The organism is Williamsia sp. DF01-3, from assembly GCF_023051145.1.
Lineage (GTDB): Bacteria > Actinomycetota > Actinomycetes > Mycobacteriales > Mycobacteriaceae > Williamsia.
The window spans coordinates 188,874-205,764 of the sequence record NZ_JALKFS010000005.1 but is presented as its reverse complement, the minus strand read 5'-3'; the positions used below and the strand labels follow the sequence as shown (position 1 = coordinate 205,764).

15 protein-coding genes and 2 pseudogenes are annotated in these 16,891 nt (G+C 64.1%); 9 read left to right on the top strand and 8 right to left on the bottom strand.

The window, feature by feature from the left end:
- Positions 1-12 precede the first annotated feature (12 nt).
- On the top strand, positions 13-231 hold the full coding sequence (locus tag MVA47_RS02795; RefSeq protein WP_023958664.1) for a hypothetical protein: 219 nt from the start codon (positions 13-15) through the stop codon (positions 229-231).
- Between the two features lie 51 nt (positions 232-282).
- On the opposite strand, the gene MVA47_RS02790 is transcribed toward MVA47_RS02795, so the two are convergent.
- The 3 genes from MVA47_RS02790 to MVA47_RS02780 form a co-directional block, all read right to left on the bottom strand.
- Complete coding sequence (locus MVA47_RS02790) at positions 283-1,875, bottom strand: serine hydrolase (RefSeq protein ID WP_247206577.1); 1,593 nt, start codon at positions 1,873-1,875, stop codon at positions 283-285.
- A 104-nt stretch (positions 1,876-1,979) separates the two neighbouring features.
- A complete protein-coding gene (locus tag MVA47_RS02785; protein ID WP_247206576.1) occupies positions 1,980-3,074 on the bottom strand; it encodes an inositol-3-phosphate synthase in 1,095 nt (364 codons plus the stop codon).
- Positions 3,067-3,708 (bottom strand): PadR family transcriptional regulator, encoded by a 642-nt coding sequence (locus MVA47_RS02780; RefSeq protein ID WP_099382665.1) that lies wholly within the window; start codon positions 3,706-3,708, stop codon positions 3,067-3,069. Before MVA47_RS02780 ends, MVA47_RS02785 begins: the two co-directional genes overlap by 8 nt.
- 253 nt (positions 3,709-3,961) lie before the next feature.
- Here MVA47_RS02780 and MVA47_RS02775 point away from each other — a divergent pair.
- From MVA47_RS02775 to MVA47_RS02765, 3 genes and pseudogenes are all read left to right on the top strand, one after another.
- Positions 3,962-4,351 (top strand): annotated as a pseudogene (locus MVA47_RS02775) (DUF5318 family protein); the annotation flags it as partial.
- Between the two features lie 284 nt (positions 4,352-4,635).
- On the top strand, positions 4,636-6,681 hold the full coding sequence (locus MVA47_RS02770) for a transglycosylase domain-containing protein (protein ID WP_247210540.1): 2,046 nt from the start codon (positions 4,636-4,638) through the stop codon (positions 6,679-6,681).
- Between the two features lie 12 nt (positions 6,682-6,693).
- Positions 6,694-8,370, top strand: a complete 1,677-nt coding sequence (locus tag MVA47_RS02765) for a glycosyltransferase family 87 protein (protein ID WP_247206575.1) — start codon at positions 6,694-6,696, stop codon at positions 8,368-8,370.
- Positions 8,371-8,418: 48 nt separating this feature from the next.
- Here MVA47_RS02765 and MVA47_RS02760 read toward each other — a convergent pair whose 3' ends face one another.
- Together MVA47_RS02760 and MVA47_RS02755 are read right to left on the bottom strand one after the other, a co-directional pair.
- Positions 8,419-8,994 (bottom strand): GNAT family N-acetyltransferase, encoded by a 576-nt coding sequence (locus tag MVA47_RS02760; RefSeq protein ID WP_247206574.1) that lies wholly within the window; start codon positions 8,992-8,994, stop codon positions 8,419-8,421.
- Positions 8,991-10,481: a hypothetical protein gene (locus tag MVA47_RS02755; RefSeq protein ID WP_247206573.1), complete on the bottom strand. Its 1,491-nt coding sequence runs from the start codon at positions 10,479-10,481 to the stop codon at positions 8,991-8,993. The genes MVA47_RS02760 and MVA47_RS02755 overlap by 4 nt, the downstream gene beginning before the upstream one ends.
- 185 nt (positions 10,482-10,666) lie before the next feature.
- Between MVA47_RS02755 and rpsF the strand changes: the two are divergent.
- The 4 genes and pseudogenes from rpsF to rplI form a co-directional block, all read left to right on the top strand.
- Positions 10,667-10,942, top strand: a pseudogene (gene rpsF, locus MVA47_RS02750) (30S ribosomal protein S6); the annotation flags it as partial.
- Positions 10,943-11,149: 207 nt separating this feature from the next.
- Positions 11,150-11,680, top strand: a complete 531-nt coding sequence (locus MVA47_RS02745) for a single-stranded DNA-binding protein (RefSeq protein WP_023958684.1) — start codon at positions 11,150-11,152, stop codon at positions 11,678-11,680.
- 58 nt (positions 11,681-11,738) lie between these two features.
- Positions 11,739-12,002 (top strand): 30S ribosomal protein S18, encoded by a 264-nt coding sequence (gene rpsR, locus MVA47_RS02740; protein WP_023958686.1) that lies wholly within the window; start codon positions 11,739-11,741, stop codon positions 12,000-12,002.
- Between the two features lie 18 nt (positions 12,003-12,020).
- Positions 12,021-12,476 (top strand): 50S ribosomal protein L9, encoded by a 456-nt coding sequence (gene rplI / locus MVA47_RS02735; RefSeq protein ID WP_023958688.1) that lies wholly within the window; start codon positions 12,021-12,023, stop codon positions 12,474-12,476.
- Between the two features lie 68 nt (positions 12,477-12,544).
- Here the strand turns inward: rplI and MVA47_RS02730 are convergent, their stop codons facing one another.
- Positions 12,545-13,162 carry a lipocalin family protein gene (locus tag MVA47_RS02730; protein ID WP_247206572.1) on the bottom strand — a complete coding sequence of 206 codons (618 nt, stop codon included), beginning with the start codon at positions 13,160-13,162 and terminating at the stop codon, positions 12,545-12,547.
- A gap of 11 nt (positions 13,163-13,173) precedes the next feature.
- Positions 13,174-15,306: an MMPL family transporter gene (locus MVA47_RS02725; protein ID WP_247206571.1), complete on the bottom strand. Its 2,133-nt coding sequence runs from the start codon at positions 15,304-15,306 to the stop codon at positions 13,174-13,176.
- Between the two features lie 78 nt (positions 15,307-15,384).
- On the opposite strand from MVA47_RS02725, the gene MVA47_RS02720 reads away from it, so the two are divergent.
- Complete coding sequence (locus MVA47_RS02720; RefSeq protein WP_247206570.1) at positions 15,385-15,897, top strand: MarR family winged helix-turn-helix transcriptional regulator; 513 nt, start codon at positions 15,385-15,387, stop codon at positions 15,895-15,897.
- 110 nt (positions 15,898-16,007) lie between these two features.
- Here the strand turns inward: MVA47_RS02720 and MVA47_RS02715 are convergent, their stop codons facing one another.
- Positions 16,008-16,571 (bottom strand): hypothetical protein, encoded by a 564-nt coding sequence (locus MVA47_RS02715; protein ID WP_247206569.1) that lies wholly within the window; start codon positions 16,569-16,571, stop codon positions 16,008-16,010.
- Positions 16,572-16,891: the final 320 nt, after the last annotated feature.

The following is a 16,891-nucleotide window of genomic DNA, read 5'->3' as shown; positions in this document are numbered from 1 at the left end:
ACAGGAGACATCATGGCCACCGAGTACTACGACACCAACGCCGACGGCATCATCGACACCGCTCTCACCGACACCGACGGTGACGGCATCGCCAACTACGAGGAGTACGACACCGACGGTGACGGATTCGCCGACGAGATGCATGAGGACGCGAACAACGACGGCTACATCGACACCGTGCACGTCGACACCGATGGCGACGGTTACTACGACACCACGGTGGTCGGCTGATCCACAGACTCCCCGATCCAACTTTGTCGTTCGCTCTGACAGCTGCGCGGTTCAGGACTTCGTGAACGTTCCCAGACCGTTGTCGTCAAAGTACTCGAGTACCACCGTGCTGCCGTTGAACGTCGCCTGCGACACCGTGCCCGGGTTCGGCATCTCGCCGGTGGGGATGAACGTCCAGGTGTCTCCACTCCAGGGCGTCAACGTGTATCGCACCCGATCCGGCCCGATGATCAGTTGCAGGTTGCCGTCGGGCATCGGTGCCACGGTCGCCTCGCCCCAGTACGGGTTGGCGTACGTGCCCGCGTATCGCGGCAGCGGTCCTGGCGGAGCGGCGTCGGCGGGTCGTTGCTTGCCGGCGAGTTCACCCTCGGCCGGTTCGGCGGTGAGCTGTGCGTAGCCCGCAACCCAATCCCGGGTGATCTTCCCGTATTGGACGAGGTCGACGAACTCGGCGGTCAGCGCCTCGACGGCACCGATCGGTCCGGCGTTGCTCAGCGCAACGATGCCCACGTTCAGGGACGGGATCATCACGTAGTTGGTCGCAGCTCCCATGTTGAATGCACCGGAGTGGCTGTTGATCACGCGTCCGGACGATGTGGTGCTGACGTTCACGCCGTACCCGGACGTGCCCGACCGGAACGACGTGTCCTGGCCGGGGCCGTGTGCGGATTCACTGGTGAACGCCGCGACCAGCGGCTCCTTCTCGACCAACGGCTGCCCGTTGTGTACCCCACCTGCGAGAACCAGATTCATCCACTTCGCGAGGTCGTTGACCGTCGACGAGACGCCGCCGGCAGGGGTCTGGGCATCGGGGTCGCGCTGAAACTTGGGCTGGTACTTGTCGCCGACCAGCGTGTGGGGAATGGCGCGGTCGGTGTGCGCCATGTAGTCAGCGAAGCGAGAACTGGTGTTGGTCATGCCCAACGGGCCGTAGAGCGAGTTCTGGCTCAGGGTCGCCCAATCGGTTCCGGCTGCGGTGGAGACGGATTCGGCGGCCGCAGTGATGCCGAAGTTGGTGTACGCATCGTGGACCCGGAAATCGGCCGCCTCGATGGGCTCCTGCGCCAGCTTGCTGAGGATTTCTTGCTGTCCGTAGCCGAGGTCTTCGAGGATGTCTCCCGCGTGAAGCGGCAGCCCCGACCGGTGGGTGTACATGTCGGCGATGGTCACGTGGTCACTGATCCACGGATCGCTCATCGTGAACGACGGCAGGTTCTGACGCACGGGGGTGTCCCATTGCACAACACCTTTGCCGACCTGCTCGGCGATCACGGTGGCTCCGACCGACTTGGACAGCGACGCGATCTGAAAGACGGTGTCGGCGTCCACTTTGCTGTTCTTGCCGACCTCTCTGACCCCGAAACCTTCGGCGAAGGCCACGTCCCCGCCGCGGACAACTGCCACCGCGAGGCCGGGGATCTTCGTCTTCGACATGATGCCCTCGGCGAGCTCGGGCACCCGGTCGATGGCGTCATCGATCTGCTGCTCGCTCACCGCCACAGCCGAATTCGCCGGCGGCGGACCTGAGAAGTCGCCTTCCGGGCTCGACGATTCGCTGTCGTCCCCGCATGCGGAGATCATGAGAACTGCCGAGAGTGCTGCGACGGCGAGCTGCAACCGGCGAGAAGTGGCCAATTTCGTCATAGTCGACATCTTTGGCGATGATGGACCGTTTTGCACCGGAAATGCCAAGAGCCGCACACCTTCTAGAAGGCGTGCGGCTCTCGGGTGGAGCTTGTCAGATCAGATCAGGCGTCGGCACCGATGATGAAGGCTTCGAGCTGCTTGCGCGCGACGTCGTCGGCGAGCTGCTCGGGCGGGCTCTTCATGAGGTAGGCCGAGGCCGGGAGGATGGGTCCTCCGATGCCGCGGTCCTTGGCGATCTTCGCCGCACGCACGGCGTCGATGATGATGCCGGCCGAGTTGGGGGAGTCCCAGACCTCGAGCTTGTACTCGAGGCTCAGCGGCACGTCGCCGAAGGCTCGACCTTCGAGGCGGACGTAGGCCCACTTGCGGTCATCCAGCCACGCAACGTGGTCGGACGGCCCGATGTGAACGTTCTTGTCGTCGATCTTGCCCGCCAGCGAACCGGTGAGGTTCGAGGTGACGGCCTGGGTCTTCGAGACCTTCTTGGATTCGAGACGCTCACGCTCGAGCATGTTCTTGAAGTCCATGTTGCCGCCGACGTTCAACTGGTACGTGCGGTCCAGCGTGACACCGCGGTCCTCGAACAGCTTTGCCATCACGCGGTGGGTGATGGTGGCACCGACCTGGCTCTTGATGTCGTCGCCCACGATCGGCACACCGGCGTCGGAGAACTTCTTGGCCCACACGGGGTCGCTGGCGATGAAGACCGGGAGGGCGTTGACAAACGCGACGTTCGCGTCGATGGCGCACTGTGCGTAGAACTTGTCGGCCTGCTCGGAACCGACGGGCAGGTAGGACACGAGCACGTCGACCTTGGCGTCCTTCAGTGCCTGGACGACGTCGCCGCCCTCGCCGTCGGCCTCGGTGATGGTCTCGCGGTAGTACTTGCCGAGTCCGTCGAGGGTGTGGCCCCGCTGCACGGTGACGCCGGTGGGCGGCACGTCGGCGATCTTGATGGTGTTGTTCTCACTGGAGAAGATGGCATCCGAGAGGTCGAAGCCGACCTTCTTGGCGTCCACGTCGAATGCGGCGACGAACTCGACGTCGCGGACGTGGTACTCGCCGAACTTCACGTGCATGAGGCCCGGAACGGAAGCGTTCTCGTCGGCATCCTTGTAGTACTGCACGCCCTGGACCAGGGATGAGGCGCAGTTACCCACGCCAACAATTGCCACGCGTACTGTGTTGTCACCCATGGTCGGGTTCCCCTTCTTTATGTGGTGTAACCGAAGTTGTTTCGGGTTCTGTCGTAACCGCCTCGGTGGGCAACGGTCCGGGATTCCTCGACGTCTTGGTCGAATCCCCGGCCCATTCCGAACTCTCGGCGGCGATGAGTTCGTTGAGCCAGCGAACTTCACGCTCGCTGGATTCGAGACTCAGCTGATGGAGTTGCTTGGTGTAGCGATCCACTGTGCGGTTCGAACGTCCGACGGCCTCTCGGAGACCCTCGCGCCGCTCTTCCACCTGCCGGCGACGACCCTCGAGGATGCGCATGCGCGCTTCCGCGGGAGTCCGGCTGAAGAATGCGAGATGCACTCCGAAGCCGTCGTCGGTGTAGTTCTGCGGTCCGGTGTCGGCGACCAGTTCGGCGAACCGTTCGCGTCCCTTCGGGGTGAGCGCATAGACGCGACGAGCACGTCGTTTGAGCGTTCCCGGAGGGCCCGAATCCTCAGCGATCAAACCGTCGGCCTGCATGCGGCGCAGGGACGGGTACAGCGATCCATACGAAAACGCGCGGAACGCCCCGAGCAGTCCGGTGAGCCGTTTACGCAGCTCATAGCCATGCATCGGGGATTCGAGGAGCAAACCGAGTACCGCGAGTTCGAGCATCTCCGATCGCACCTCCGTTCAACGTGTTGCAGAAACCTGTACCGCAGATGCTACACACATATGTATCGGGCCGATATAACCGGGATGGAAACTGCGCCTGAACTGGGCTTATCCGCAGCGTGCACGCGCTGAGAACGATCGGTGCCGCAAAAATCAGGCCGCCAACTGCCACGATCAGAGCCCTGACATGGTCCTGGCGGGGCCGAACCGCCAAATCTTCCGAGGCGGCGGCACGTACTCTTGATTCGTGCGATTGCAGCGACAGGTGGTGGACTACGCGTTACAGCGCAAGTCCCGGCTGGCCGAGGTCTACTCCGGACGTACCGGGGTTGCCGAGGTGTGCGATGCCAGCCCCTATCTGCTGCGTGCTGCGAAGTTTCACGGCCGTCCCAGTTCGGTGCGATGCCCGATCTGCCGGAAAGAGCAGGTCACCATCGTGTCCTGGGTCTTCGGCGACAAGCTCGGGCAGGTGTCGGGGTCGGCGCGCACCACCGAGGAGATCCTCCGTCTGGCCGTGAGCCAGGAGGAGTTCTCGGTACATGTGGTCGAGGTGTGCCGGACCTGCAGCTGGAACCACCTGGTCCAGTCGTACGTTTCCGGCTTGCCTCCGCGTCCACGGGTACGGCGGACCCGGCGGGTAGCGGGGGGTCGACTGGCGAACAGTTCAGCCGATGCAGCCACTGACGTGGGTGCCGGCGGTGGCCCAGAAGGAATGGGCTCAAAAGGGATCGGCACAGAAGGTATGGAGAAGTACTTGTGAGCAATGGCCCTGACGGACCCAACCGGTCCGGTTGGACCTCGGAGCATGGCGGCGGCGGCCGCGCTCCCTCCAGCAGCAGCCCGGTCGAGAAGAAGCGACGGTGGCAGAAGGCAGTCGCCTGGATCGTCGGTCTCGGCGGTGCGCTGCTCCCCGCTTTCGCCCTGGTGATGGCAGCGGTGTTCCTGGTGACCTACGCCGGCGCCGAGGTGCCCGCACCCGGCGACATCAAGCAGAGTCAGATCGCCACGGTGGTCGACACCCGGGGCGGCGAACTCGCGCGAATCGTGCCACCGGAGGGCAACCGCACCGATGTGCCGATCACCGAGATCCCGCAGGTGCTGCAGCAGGCCGTGATCGCAGCCGAGGACCGCGAGTTCGCGAGCAACTCGGGCTTCTCGATCCGCGGCTACTCCCGCGCGGCGTGGGGCAAGGTGACCGGTCGCGAGGACGCGGGTGGTGGCTCGACCATCACCCAGCAGTACGTGAAGAACGTGCTGACCGGCGACGAGGCCAGCTACCAGCGCAAGTTCCGTGAACTCGCGATCTCCACCAAGATGTCCAGCGAGTGGACCAAAGAAGAGATCCTCGCGGCGTACCTCAACACCATCTACTTCGGTCGCGGCGCCTACGGTGTCTCGGCAGCGGCCAAGGCGTACTTCAACAAAAACCTCGCCGACATCACCCTGTCGGAGGCGGCTGTGCTCGCGTCGTCGATCCGCTCTCCCTCCTACTACGACCCGGCAACCAACCTCCAGGCTGCCGAAGGGCGCTGGGAGTACGTCCTCGACGGCATGGTCACGATCGGCGCGATCAACAGGGAAGAGGCCGACGCGCAGCAGTACCCGAAGGTCGTCGATACCCAGGCCGTTGCCGGCGACCCGGCGAGCGACGGACCCAACGGACTGATCAAGCAGCAGGTACTGGCCGAGCTCGGCACACTCAACATCTCCGAGGAGGAGATCCGGACCGGCGGTCTTCGCATCACCACCACCATCGATCCCCAGGTACAGCGGGCGAACTTCACCGCGGCGAACGACCTCCGCGAGGGTGAGCCGCCCGAGCTGCGAACATCTGTGGTGTCGATCGATCCACGGACCGGCGCGGTCCGGGGCTACTTCGGGGGCAACGACGGCAACGGGTACGACTACGCACAGGCCAATCTGCAGACCGGCTCGTCGTTCAAGGTGTTCGCGCTGGTGGCAGCACTCGAACAGGGCATCCCGCTGTCGAAGACCTACAGCTCGGCGCCGTTCGAGGGACCCGGCGGCCTCACCGTCACCAACTCGGACGGCGAATCCTGCGGGTCGTGCAACCTGGCGACGGCCATGAAGATGTCGCTGAACACCGTTTACTACCGCCTGATGATGGACCTCAACGGTGGACCCACCGCGGTCGCCGATGCGGCTCACCGCGCGGGCATCCCCGAGGTCGCGGCCGACGGCGCCAAGACACTGCAGAACCCCGACGGCGGAGTCGAGGGTGGTGTTGTGCTCGGCCAGTACGCATCTCGCGTCATCGACATGGCGTCGTCGTACGCCACGCTCGCGGCGTCGGGCATGTACCACGCTCCGCACTTCGTCCAGAAGGTCGAGAACTCGCAGGGCCAGGTGCTCTACGAGCGCACCGACAATGCGGGTGAACGCCGGCTGCCGGCCGAGGTGGCCGACAACACCACGGCTGCATTGGAACCGATCGCCTCGTACTCGAACGGCAACGCGCTCGACGGGGGCGAGCGGCCATCCGCCGCCAAGACAGGCACCACCCAGCTCGGCGACACCGGGCTGAACAAGGACGCCTGGATGGTGGGGTACACGCCGCAGCTGTCGACGGCAGTGTGGGTTGGTACCGACAAGGGCACCGCGCTCAAGAACTACACCGGCGCAACGATCTACGGGTCAGGCCTGCCGGCGCAGATCTGGCGAACAGCGATGAACCGGGCTCTCGATGGCAAGCCGATCGAGGAGTTCCCGGAGCCGGGCGAGATCGGTGGGGTCGCGGGCGTTCCCTATGAGCCGCCGCCGCAGACCTACACCCCCACTCGCACTGTGCCGACGACCACGACACCACCGACCACCACCACGCGGCCGGGTGTGACGATCGGTCCCGGTGTGGTGATCCCGCTTCCGGGTGGAGGGCCAGATCCTGACACCGAGACGGAGACAGAGCCGGTACTCCCGCCCGAAGAGGGTGGACCGTCCACAGGTACCCGCTGAGCGAGTGGGGTGATGACCGACGGGGAAGCGACCGAATCGACGTCGCACGAAGTGCGCGACGATGACGGTTCGGCTGCGACGGAACACCTGAACGCATTCGAGTCGCCTGCGTTGCCTGCGGCCGATCGTCGGGAGGCGACCACACGCGTCCTGCCGAGCCGTACCGATCCGATCGCTTCTCCGGGCAGCATGGTGATCGGTGGCCCGGTCGGTCTGCACGCGGTGGTCGGGCGCAGTCCCGGTTGGACGCCGATCCGGGTGATGCTCCTGATCGCCCTCGTGTTCATGGCGTTGGGCTGGTACGCGAAAGCCGGTTGCCTGCAACAGGCTCCGGACAAGACGACCGGCGAGCAGACACTCGATTGGTCGGACCACCGCCAGTACACCGCGATGTGTTACGCCGACACCATCCCGCTCTACAGCGCCGAGCGACTCAACGAAGGCGCGCTCCCGTACAAGACGTTCTGGTACGAGGACAACGGCGCCGGAGGACAGAAGCAGCGGTTCATGGAGTACCCGGTACTGACCGGGATGTTCATGTACGCCGCGGCTCAGTCCACCGAGGCCTGGCAATGGGCACACGACAATTGGGGCCTGCCCAGCGCGCTGGACGTGGTGGTCTTCTTCAACCTCGTGGCGCTGGGACTGGCATTGTGCTGGCTGGTGACCATCTGGGCCACCGCGCTCACCGCAGGGCGCAGGGTGTGGGCCGTGACGCTCGCAGCGCTCTCTCCTCTGGTCGTGGTCCACATCTTCACCAACTTCGATGCCATCGCGACTGCGGCGCTCGCCCTGGCGATGCTGGCGTGGGCCAGACGAAACCCGTGGATGACCGGGGTGTTCCTCGGAATCGGCATCGCGGCCAAGCTCTACCCCGGATTGCTGTTGGTCCCGTTGCTGGTGCTCTGTCTCCGTGCGGGCAAGGTCCGAGACTTCGCCGTCACCGCTCTGATGACCGCCGCGACCTGGTTGATCATCAACCTGCCGATCATGGTCCTGCACTTTCGCGGCTGGACCGAGTTCTTTCGCCACAACTCTTCTCGGGGTACCGATCCCGACACGATCTACAACGTGGTGTCGGCTGTCACCGACTACCAGTGGGGCAACCAACCCGGGCAGCCGCCGTCTCTGCTGAACGCGGTGAGCATGGCGTTGTTCGTGGTGGTCTGTATCGGCATCGCGTTCATCGGCTTCCATGCACCGCTTCGGCCGCGGTTGGCCCAGTTGGCCTTCCTGACCGTCGCCGGGTTCTTGCTGGTCAACAAGGTGTGGAGTCCGCAGTACTCGCTGTGGCTGGTGCCTCTCGCGGTTCTGGCCCTGCCGCACACGCGAATCCTGTTGGCGTGGATGCTGATCGACGCTCTCGTCTGGGTGCCGCGCATGATGTGGTACCTGTTCCAGGAGACGGACGACGGCTTACCTGAGCAGTGGTTCCTGTCCGCAGTCGTGGTCCGGGACTTCGCAGTTCTGGCACTGTGCGCGTTGGTGATCTGGCAGATTTATCACCCGACCGACGATCTGGTGCGACGCGGCACCGGATGGCAGAGCCTGGCCGTGGACGACCCCGGCGGCGGGGTGCTCGACAGGGCTCCCGACCGGTTGCCGTGGCCGAGGCGGAGCAAGGTGAGAACCCGTCCGGCGCCAGAGGATCCGACCACCGACTCGATGGCGGTCTCCTCGCGCACGTGACCTGCAGCACCTGAACGGGGTGGGCTGAGGCGGCCCTTCAGGCCGTTCTTATCGCCCCAACCTCTTGGAGAGGGCTTCTCTCGTCGCGGGCCAGTCGTCGTCCGTCATCGCGTATTGCGCTGTGGTGCGCCATGTTCCGTCGGGAAGTGGACGGTGCTTGCGCAGCAGACCTTCGAACGTGGCGCCGAGTTTGGCGATGCCCGCCCGCGATTGGGCGTTGCGTTCATCGGTATGCCACACCACTCTGACGGCTGACAGGTCTTCGAATGCGCGGAGAAGAAGCAGCAGCTTGGCCTCGGGATTCACCGCGGTGCCGTGGACGGCTGCGGAGTACCAGGTGTGGCCGATGGCCAGCGCGCGGTAGTCCGGAGTGATGTCGTAGTAGCTCGTGGAGCCCACCACACGACCACTGTCTTGTTCGACCACCGCGAAGGCGACGCGGTCGGGGGTGTCGAGGGCGATCTGGATGTACCGCTCGGCGGCGACAACGTCGCCGGGCACCGTTGTCCATCGGAATGCCTCCGGTCGGTCCACCGCGGCAGCGAGGGCGGGTGCATCGTCGGGTACCAACTCGCGCAACATGATTCGGGAGCCGGAGAGCGTGGGAGCGGTGTACCAGGTCATGCCGGTACGGTAGCCGCCGTCGAAGCCGGGGGCGAGACCTTTTCCGGTGGCACCCGCAGGGGCCGGCCGACGAAGTGGTAGATCAGGATCGCCAGGCACAGCGCGTGCGACCACACGCCCAGTTGAACACCGCCCATCACCCACCACTCCATCTCGTCACCTCGCGTGAGGATGCCGAACATGCGGAAGATGGTGAGGTCGAGCGCCAGATCGCCGACGAGGTACAGCGTGACCAGGCGCCAGTCGACCTTGAGGAGCACGAAGAACGGAAGTATCCACAGTGTGTACTGCGGCGAATGGACCTTGTGGAACAGCATGAACCCGGCCAGCATGGCCGCGCTCACGCCGATCCACGGAAAGACGTTGCCGCGCTGCCAGTGTCTGAGTCCCAGCCACACCGCCACGCCCAGCGAGACGATGATCAGCAGTGGTGAGGCGACCCCGACGATCGAGTTGTAGACGCTGTTCGCATCGCTCGGCCCGTCGCCGGTGACATGCCGCAGTCCCCAGTACCAGATGGTGTTGGTGTCGACGTCGGCCTTGCGTTTGCCCTGGAACGACAGCGAAGCCTGCCAGCCCTTGAACCCGGCGATCATGAACGGCAGTTGCACGGCGATCACCGTGATGACCGCGACAGCGACGACGCCGGCGGCTCCGGTCCAATCCAGGGACCGGCGGGTCAGCCGGGTGCGCAACGATGCGGACCCACTCGCCTCGGAGTCCGGCACCATCGCGCGGGTCAGCACAAAAATGGCCAACGGCAGCACGAACAAGCCGGGGTAGATCTTGAGACAGAAGCCGATCGAGAGGATGAAGGACGCCCAGAGCGCACTGGTCCGCAACGACAACCACGGCCTGCCGGTCCGCGGATTGATCCGTGCGCCGAGGATCATCACCGCGATGGCGCCCACCGACGTCGCGACCACCGGCAGCTCCCAATTGTGGAACGCGTAGAGGATCAGCGGGGGAGTGGCTGCCCAGAGCATCACGTACCAGCGGGCCAGCAGGGCGAGCAGGATGACGATCAGGATCCCGAAGGGCACGAGCAGGAGCGCGGACTGGGTCAGGAACTCGGTGTCGGTGTGGGCGCCGCTGGCGCCGAAGTACATGAGCAGTCCCGACAGCACCGGATACTCGACCACGCCACCGAAGAGCACCCCGTTGTCAGTGATGCCCCCATGGATATAAGGGAACACGTGGTTGTTGATGTCGCGGCCGATCCACAGGAACTGCAGGTCGGAGTAGCAGGGCATGATGATCTCGCTCGAACCGACCGGCCAGAGCGCACTGCGGCCGGACTCGTCGAACGGCGGGCCGCCGCAGGTGGCCTTGCCTAGGTAGCCGAGCCACATGAACAGTGAACTGATCAACAGCGCGAGGGTCAGGATGAGCAGGAGCTCGCCGCGGCCGGCGCTGATACGCGCCCGCCAGCCCGGTCGCGGTGTCGTCGTCATTTCCCAGGTGGAGGTGGGGGACGGCGAAGGCATGGCCTACAGGGTAGGGGGTGTCGATACGCCTCGGCCCGCCCGGTCTGCGGGTGGCTGTGGCGTGGAGGCCAGGATTTCGCTGGTCAAGCACTGTTGGGGTAGCCTGGACCGGTTGCCGACGCAGGCGACCCTCCTGCCACGGATCGTCCGTGGCCGACCTAGTCCATAGGAGGTGATGAGGTCTTATGCGTCACTACGAATTGATGGTCATTCTTGACCCCAACCTGGATGAGCGAACTGTAGCTCCATCGTTGGATACCTTCCTCAATGTGATTCGCCAGGATGGCGGAAATGTTGCGGGCGTCGATGTCTGGGGCAAGCGCCGTCTTGCTTACGAAATCCTCAAGCACACTGAGGGGATCTACGCAGTCGTCGATCTCAATGCCGAGCCCAAGACGGTCACCGAGCTCGATCGCCAGCTGAAGCTGAACGAGTCCGTGCTGCGCACCAAGGTGATGCGCGTTGACGAGCGTGCCAAGGTACGTCGCGCCAAGGTTGCTGCGAAGCACGCTGCCAAGGCTGCGGCCAAGCCGGCCAAGTAGCTCGTGATGTTCGAGTGGTCCGAACGGGCTCGCTCGAACGTCCAATGCGTGTCGGTGCCGAGCTCTAGGCTCGGTGCACATCGACCCACACCACTGCGCAACCGCAACTGAACTCGGGAGATACACATGGCAGGCGATACCGTCATCACCGTTGTCGGAAACCTGACGGCAGATCCGGAACTCCGGTTCACGCCGTCCGGTGCAGCCGTCGCGAACTTCACCGTGGCATCCACGCCACGCACGTTCGATCGGCAGTCCAACGAATGGAAAGACGGCGAAGCGCTGTTCATGCGGTGCAACATCTGGCGCGATGCCGCCGAGAATGTTGCCGAATCTCTCACCAAGGGTTCACGAGTGATCGTGTCCGGCCGGCTCAAGCAGCGGTCGTACGAAACCCGCGAGGGTGAGAAGCGCACCGTGGTGGAGCTCGAGGTCGACGAGATCGGTCCCTCGCTCCGCTACGCCACCGCAAAGGTCAATCGGGCCTCGCGCGGCGGCGGTGGCGGAGGCGGCGGCAACTTTGGTTCCGGCGGAAGCGGCGGTGGAAACCGCGGCGCTGCTGCGAACTCGGGTGCGGCCGCACAGAACGACGATCCGTGGGGCAGTGCGCCTGCCAGCGGCTCGTTCGGTGGCGGGGACGACGAACCACCGTTCTGACGAACATCTGAGTCTGCACAGGTAGCTGTGCACCTCAACACTTTTGGAGTGACAACACATGGCTGGAAAAGCTAAAGGCGGACGGAAGGTCCGTGGCGCAGAAAAGATCGTCAAGGCCAAGGCCTGCACTTTCTGCAAAGAGAAGAACCTGCTGATCGATTACAAGGACACCGCGCTCCTGCGTCGTTTCTTGTCTGACCGTGGCAAGATCCGCTCGCGTCGGGTCACCGGTAACTGCGTCCAGCATCAGCGGGACGTGGCCATCGCGGTGAAGAACTCGCGCGAAGTTGCCTTGCTGCCCTTCACCTCCACCTCTCGATAAGCGGAAAGGACCAAGAACATGAAACTGATCCTCACCGCAGAGGTCGAGAAGTTGGGCGTCCCCGGCGACACCGTCGAGGTCAAAGACGGCTACGGCCGGAACTTCTTGCTGCCTCGTGGGCTGGCCATCGTCGCCACCCGCGGAGCAGAGAAGCAGGTCGAAGGAATTCGTCGTGCACAGGACGCTCGCGCAGTGCGCGGTCTCGAGCACGCCAACGAGCTCAAGCAGGCCATCGAAGGGCTCGCCGAGGTCACGTTGGGTGTCAAGACCCACGACTCGGGCAAGCTGTTCGGTTCGGTCTCGGCCGCTGACGTGGTCAGCGCCATCAAGAGTGCCGGCGGACCTGCTGTCGACAAGCGCAACATCGAGCTGCCCAAGGGCCACATCAAGGCCACCGGTACCTACCCGGTCTTGGTGAACCTGCACAGCGACGTTGTTGCGCAGTTCAACCTCACCGTGACTGCCGGCAAGTAGTCACCAGGTTCAACACGCTACAAACCCCCGGCCACATGTGGTCGGGGGTTTGTTGTATCTGCGTTTGATCAGACGGTGCAGAGCGGACGGATCTCGTTTGAACCGCCGGTGGTCGGAGAGGTGAGGAGCAGGCAGGCGTTGTAGCCGCGGTCTTCGGCGACCTTGCGGATCTGTTTCCACTGGTCGGTGCTCACGGCCGGCTCACGCGACAAGACGAATGCTGATGTGCGCTCAGGACTTCCGACAAAGGCCCAGGAGTAGTCATCGGCGATGTAGGTGACCACATAGTTGGTGGGCCCGTCCTTGGATTCCTGCGTCGGAACGCCTGGGAAGCTGACGTGGAGTTGGGCGCCGGTGACCTTGTCGTTGACCCGAGCGTTGCCGACGATCCGGTTCTCTTGGTTGGTCCAGGTGGTGCAGGTGTTCTCCACCCGGATGTTCGTCGGGTCGATCAACTGGTAGTTCGCCATCGTGTCGCGCGCGCAGATGAGGTTGAACGGCTGTGGGATGGCGGCGATCTGATTCCAGTCACCGAGGTAGCGCTGGGTGTCCAGCTTGGCCACCGGCTTCAGTGGCTGGGGTAGAGAGCTGGTGTCCGCCGAAGCGGGAGCCGCACAGGCAAGAGCGAAAGCGATTGCAAGACCGCCGATCACGATGCGACTGAGTCGGCGAGGTGAGAACGCCATGGTGTCATCTCCTACTTCTGTTGTTGTAACTCCGGTTGTGGACGCCCTTTTTGGTCCAAAGTGCCTGGCCACCAGATGCGGGGCCCGATCACGCTGAAGAGTGCGGGGATCACCACGGTCCGAACCAGGAACGTGTCGAGGAGGATTCCGAGCCCGACGATGATGCCCAGCTGGGTCAGTGTGATGAGCGGGAGGATGCCGAGCACGCAGAAGACTGCGGCCAATACGATTCCCGCACTGGTGATCACGGCACCTGTAGAGGCCACCGCGCGCACGATGGCGTCTCGCGTGCCGTGGTCGGGTGTCTCTTCCCTCGCGCGGATCACCAAGAACATCGTGTAGTCGATTCCCAGGGCAACCAAGAAGAGAAAGGAGTAGAGCGGAACGTTGTTGTCCAGAGCAGGGAAGCCAAAGATGTGTTCGCTGATGAGACTGCCGATCCCGATGGCGGCGATGGTGCTCAGCACTGTTGTCGCGACCAGCACCACCGGTGCCACCAGAGCGCGTAGGAACACGATCAGGATGACGAACACCACGGCGAGGATCAGCGGGATGATCAGGAGCCGGTCACGGTCGGACGCGTTTGCGATGTCGAGGGCTTTGGCATCGGACCCGCCGACGAGTGCCTGCGCGTCGGGAACGTCGCCCGTGGCGGCGCGTAATTGATCGATGATGTCGAACGCTCGCTCGGATGCTGGGTCGGCGTCGATGACCACGGACCACTTGGTGAGACCGTTGTCGGACCTCCCCGTTTCGGTCGCCGAGATCACTCCGTCCGTGTTGTCCAGGACGGACTGGATCTCTTCGGCTGCAGCGGTGTCCGCGATGACGGTTGTGGGGTCGGACTGCCCGGCGGGGAAGTGCTCGGCGAGTGCGTCAAAACCTTCGACGGAGTCCGCGCTCACCCGGAACTGCTCGGTCTGTGAGAGGCCGATGTTTGCGCCGAGCAGGCCCAACGAACATGCGACCAATGCCGTGAGGGCAACCGCGAGAACGCGAACCGGGTGCCGGGAGACGGCGTTGGCGATCTTGAACCAGTTACCGCCCTCGGTTGGCACCGGATCGCCCACCTTGGGGATGAACGGCCAGAAGAGTCGAGTTCCGAACAGCGCCAACAGGGGTGGCAACACCACCAGGGCGAAGATCACTGCGACAACAAGACCCGCAGCCGCCAGTGCACCGAGACTGCGGGTACTCGGCAGTGCAGCAAGCAGGAGTGTGAGCAGTGCCAGTACCACTGTCGCGTTCGAAGCGAGGATGGCCGGGCCGGCATGACGGACTGCGTGCTGCAACGCAATCCGGTGGTCTTGCTCTTTGCGCAGCTCTTCCCGATACCGCGAGATCAGCAGCAGTGCATAGTTGGTGCCTGCGCCGAACACCAGCACACTGGTGATGCCCGAGGTGGATCCGTCAAACGAGAGGCCGGTCAGCTCGGCCAGCCCGGTGCCGACCGAACTCGCCAACCGATCGGCAAACCCGATGACCAGCAACGGAACCAGCCACAGAACCGGCGAGCGATACGTGACGATCAGCAACAGGGCGACAACGAGTGCCGTCACTGCCAACAGTGTGACGTTGGCACCGGAGAACGAGTTTGCGGTGTCGGCGCCGAACGCCGGGCCACCGGTCACGTAGGTGGTCAGTCCGCTCGGTAGGCCGTCGTCGGCGGCGTCTCGCAACTCGTCGACGAGGTCGGTGAGCTTGAAGCCGTTGAGCTCGGCGCTGACAGGGACGACTGAGATGGCCGCGATGCCATCCGGAGAGACGACAGCGCCCGGACCGGCCGATGCGGTGGCGGGCACCGAGCGGTCAACAGCCAGCATGCGCTGTTGCGCTTGCCCGACCGCAGCCTTGTCCTCGTCGGACAGCGGAGCGCCGTCGCTGCGAACGGTGACGAGTACGGCTGCAGATACGTCCGAATCCGGGAAGCTGTCCAGCAATTCGTTGACCTGTGCCGAATCAGCCGATGGCGGAAGCGAATCCGGCGCTTGATCTCCCGAGTCGTTCTCACCGATGAGCCCCATGGCGGCGCCGGAGATCAGGATGACCGCCAGAGCGATCCACCACGATCTACGGCCGCTCACTGCGGCAGCACAGCGATCCCACCAGGTGGGAGAATGAGTCGACGTGTTCGAGGTCGCCATGTTCCCAACAATCTCACATTTTAAAATATTGAGCAACTAAACTATCTCCAGGCCTTATAGTCCTGGCAGGAGGTACCCATGCCCGACAATCAGCCGGCGCAGGACAACCGCGCGGCGCTGGAGTCCCAGATCTCGTCGGATGTTCGGGCGCTCAACGCCGAGTCCGACCAGATCACGCGCGTGTTCGCCACGCTGAATGACCTCAGTGCAAACGACTTTCGAGCCTTGCTCCACGTGATGGTTGCCGATGCCTCGGGTGCGCCATTGACGTCCGGTGCACTCGGCAAGCGGTTGCAGGTGTCGGGCGGGGCTGTGACGCATCTCGTGGAACGCATGATCGGTTCTGGACACATCCGGCGGGAGACCGACGAGCGCGACCGCCGAAAAGTCATCCTGCGCTACGACGAACACGGGATGGCCGTGGCGAGGGCGTTCTTCGCGCCACTGGGCAAGCACACCCACGATGCGATGGTGGACCTTCCCGACGAAGATCTTGCCGCGGCCCATCGGGTGTTCACGGCGTTGATCTCCGCGATGCACACGTACGAAGACGAACTCGGCAATCCCGGTGGGGCGGCGCCCGGGCGGTGACTCGTGGGCTCGGTGTGCGGCCCCCGGACCCTCCGACTTCGGCGAGTTCCTCCGGTTGCAGTCGGAGCATGTGACGACAGTCGGAGGGTTTGTCGCTCAAGACGATTGGGTCAGCGCTGATCTGGGGGAAGGAACTCGGGGGAGCGGTTCGCGTCGTGGTACTGGTCGCCGGCCGGCGTCACGAACCTGTACCAGGACTGGGTCAAGGTGAACGCTCTCGGACCGGCCACGCATGTCACGCCGGTGGGGCTCACCGCGCAGCTCGATCCGTCGACGGTGATCGACTCACCGATCTGCAGCAGGGGTGGTTGGAACCAGCCCCGCGGACGCACCGTGTACGAGGTGTTCGGAGGTACCCAGTAGGGGCCCGTCTGGCCCGCAGAGATGGCCGCACCGACGATTCCTGGGGGCGCGGTGGACGGGTGGCCGGTGCACGCTGCGTAGGCGTAGCCGGGGCCCAAGGCGCAGACCCGGCCGCTGGGAGTGACGAAGAAGGTCTTGCCGTTGTCGGCGAAGTCGGGGGATCGGTAGCCGTAGGGGTCCACGGGCACGTAGCCGGCGAGGTCGGGGACCTGCGTGTACGTGGGACCCGGTACCGCCGAGGCCGGGGATCCTGCCGACAGCAGTCCGACAGTGGCCGCAACCGCGGCGATCACCCCGATGATCTTCCTCATGAACGCCTCCCCAGATCATTCGTTCGTGCCCGATCATTGCACCACTGTTGGCGGCTCGTGTGACCGGTTCGGTGAGCACAAATCTGTGCACGTCACGGTCACTTTAGGGCAAGAGATGGAAGTTCGTGCGTTTGTAGTACAACTCGATTTGTCAAACCGAACACGCCCGAAACCGCACTTGCAGAGACACGCCGTGTGAATGGGTATCCACAGTAAGAAAAAGTGAGCGACCGCGTCTGAGCTGCGGTGATGCGTCTATTCACGTCTCTTATCCACAGGTAGCCAACAGGGCGCTAACAACTATCCGCACACCGTCCACA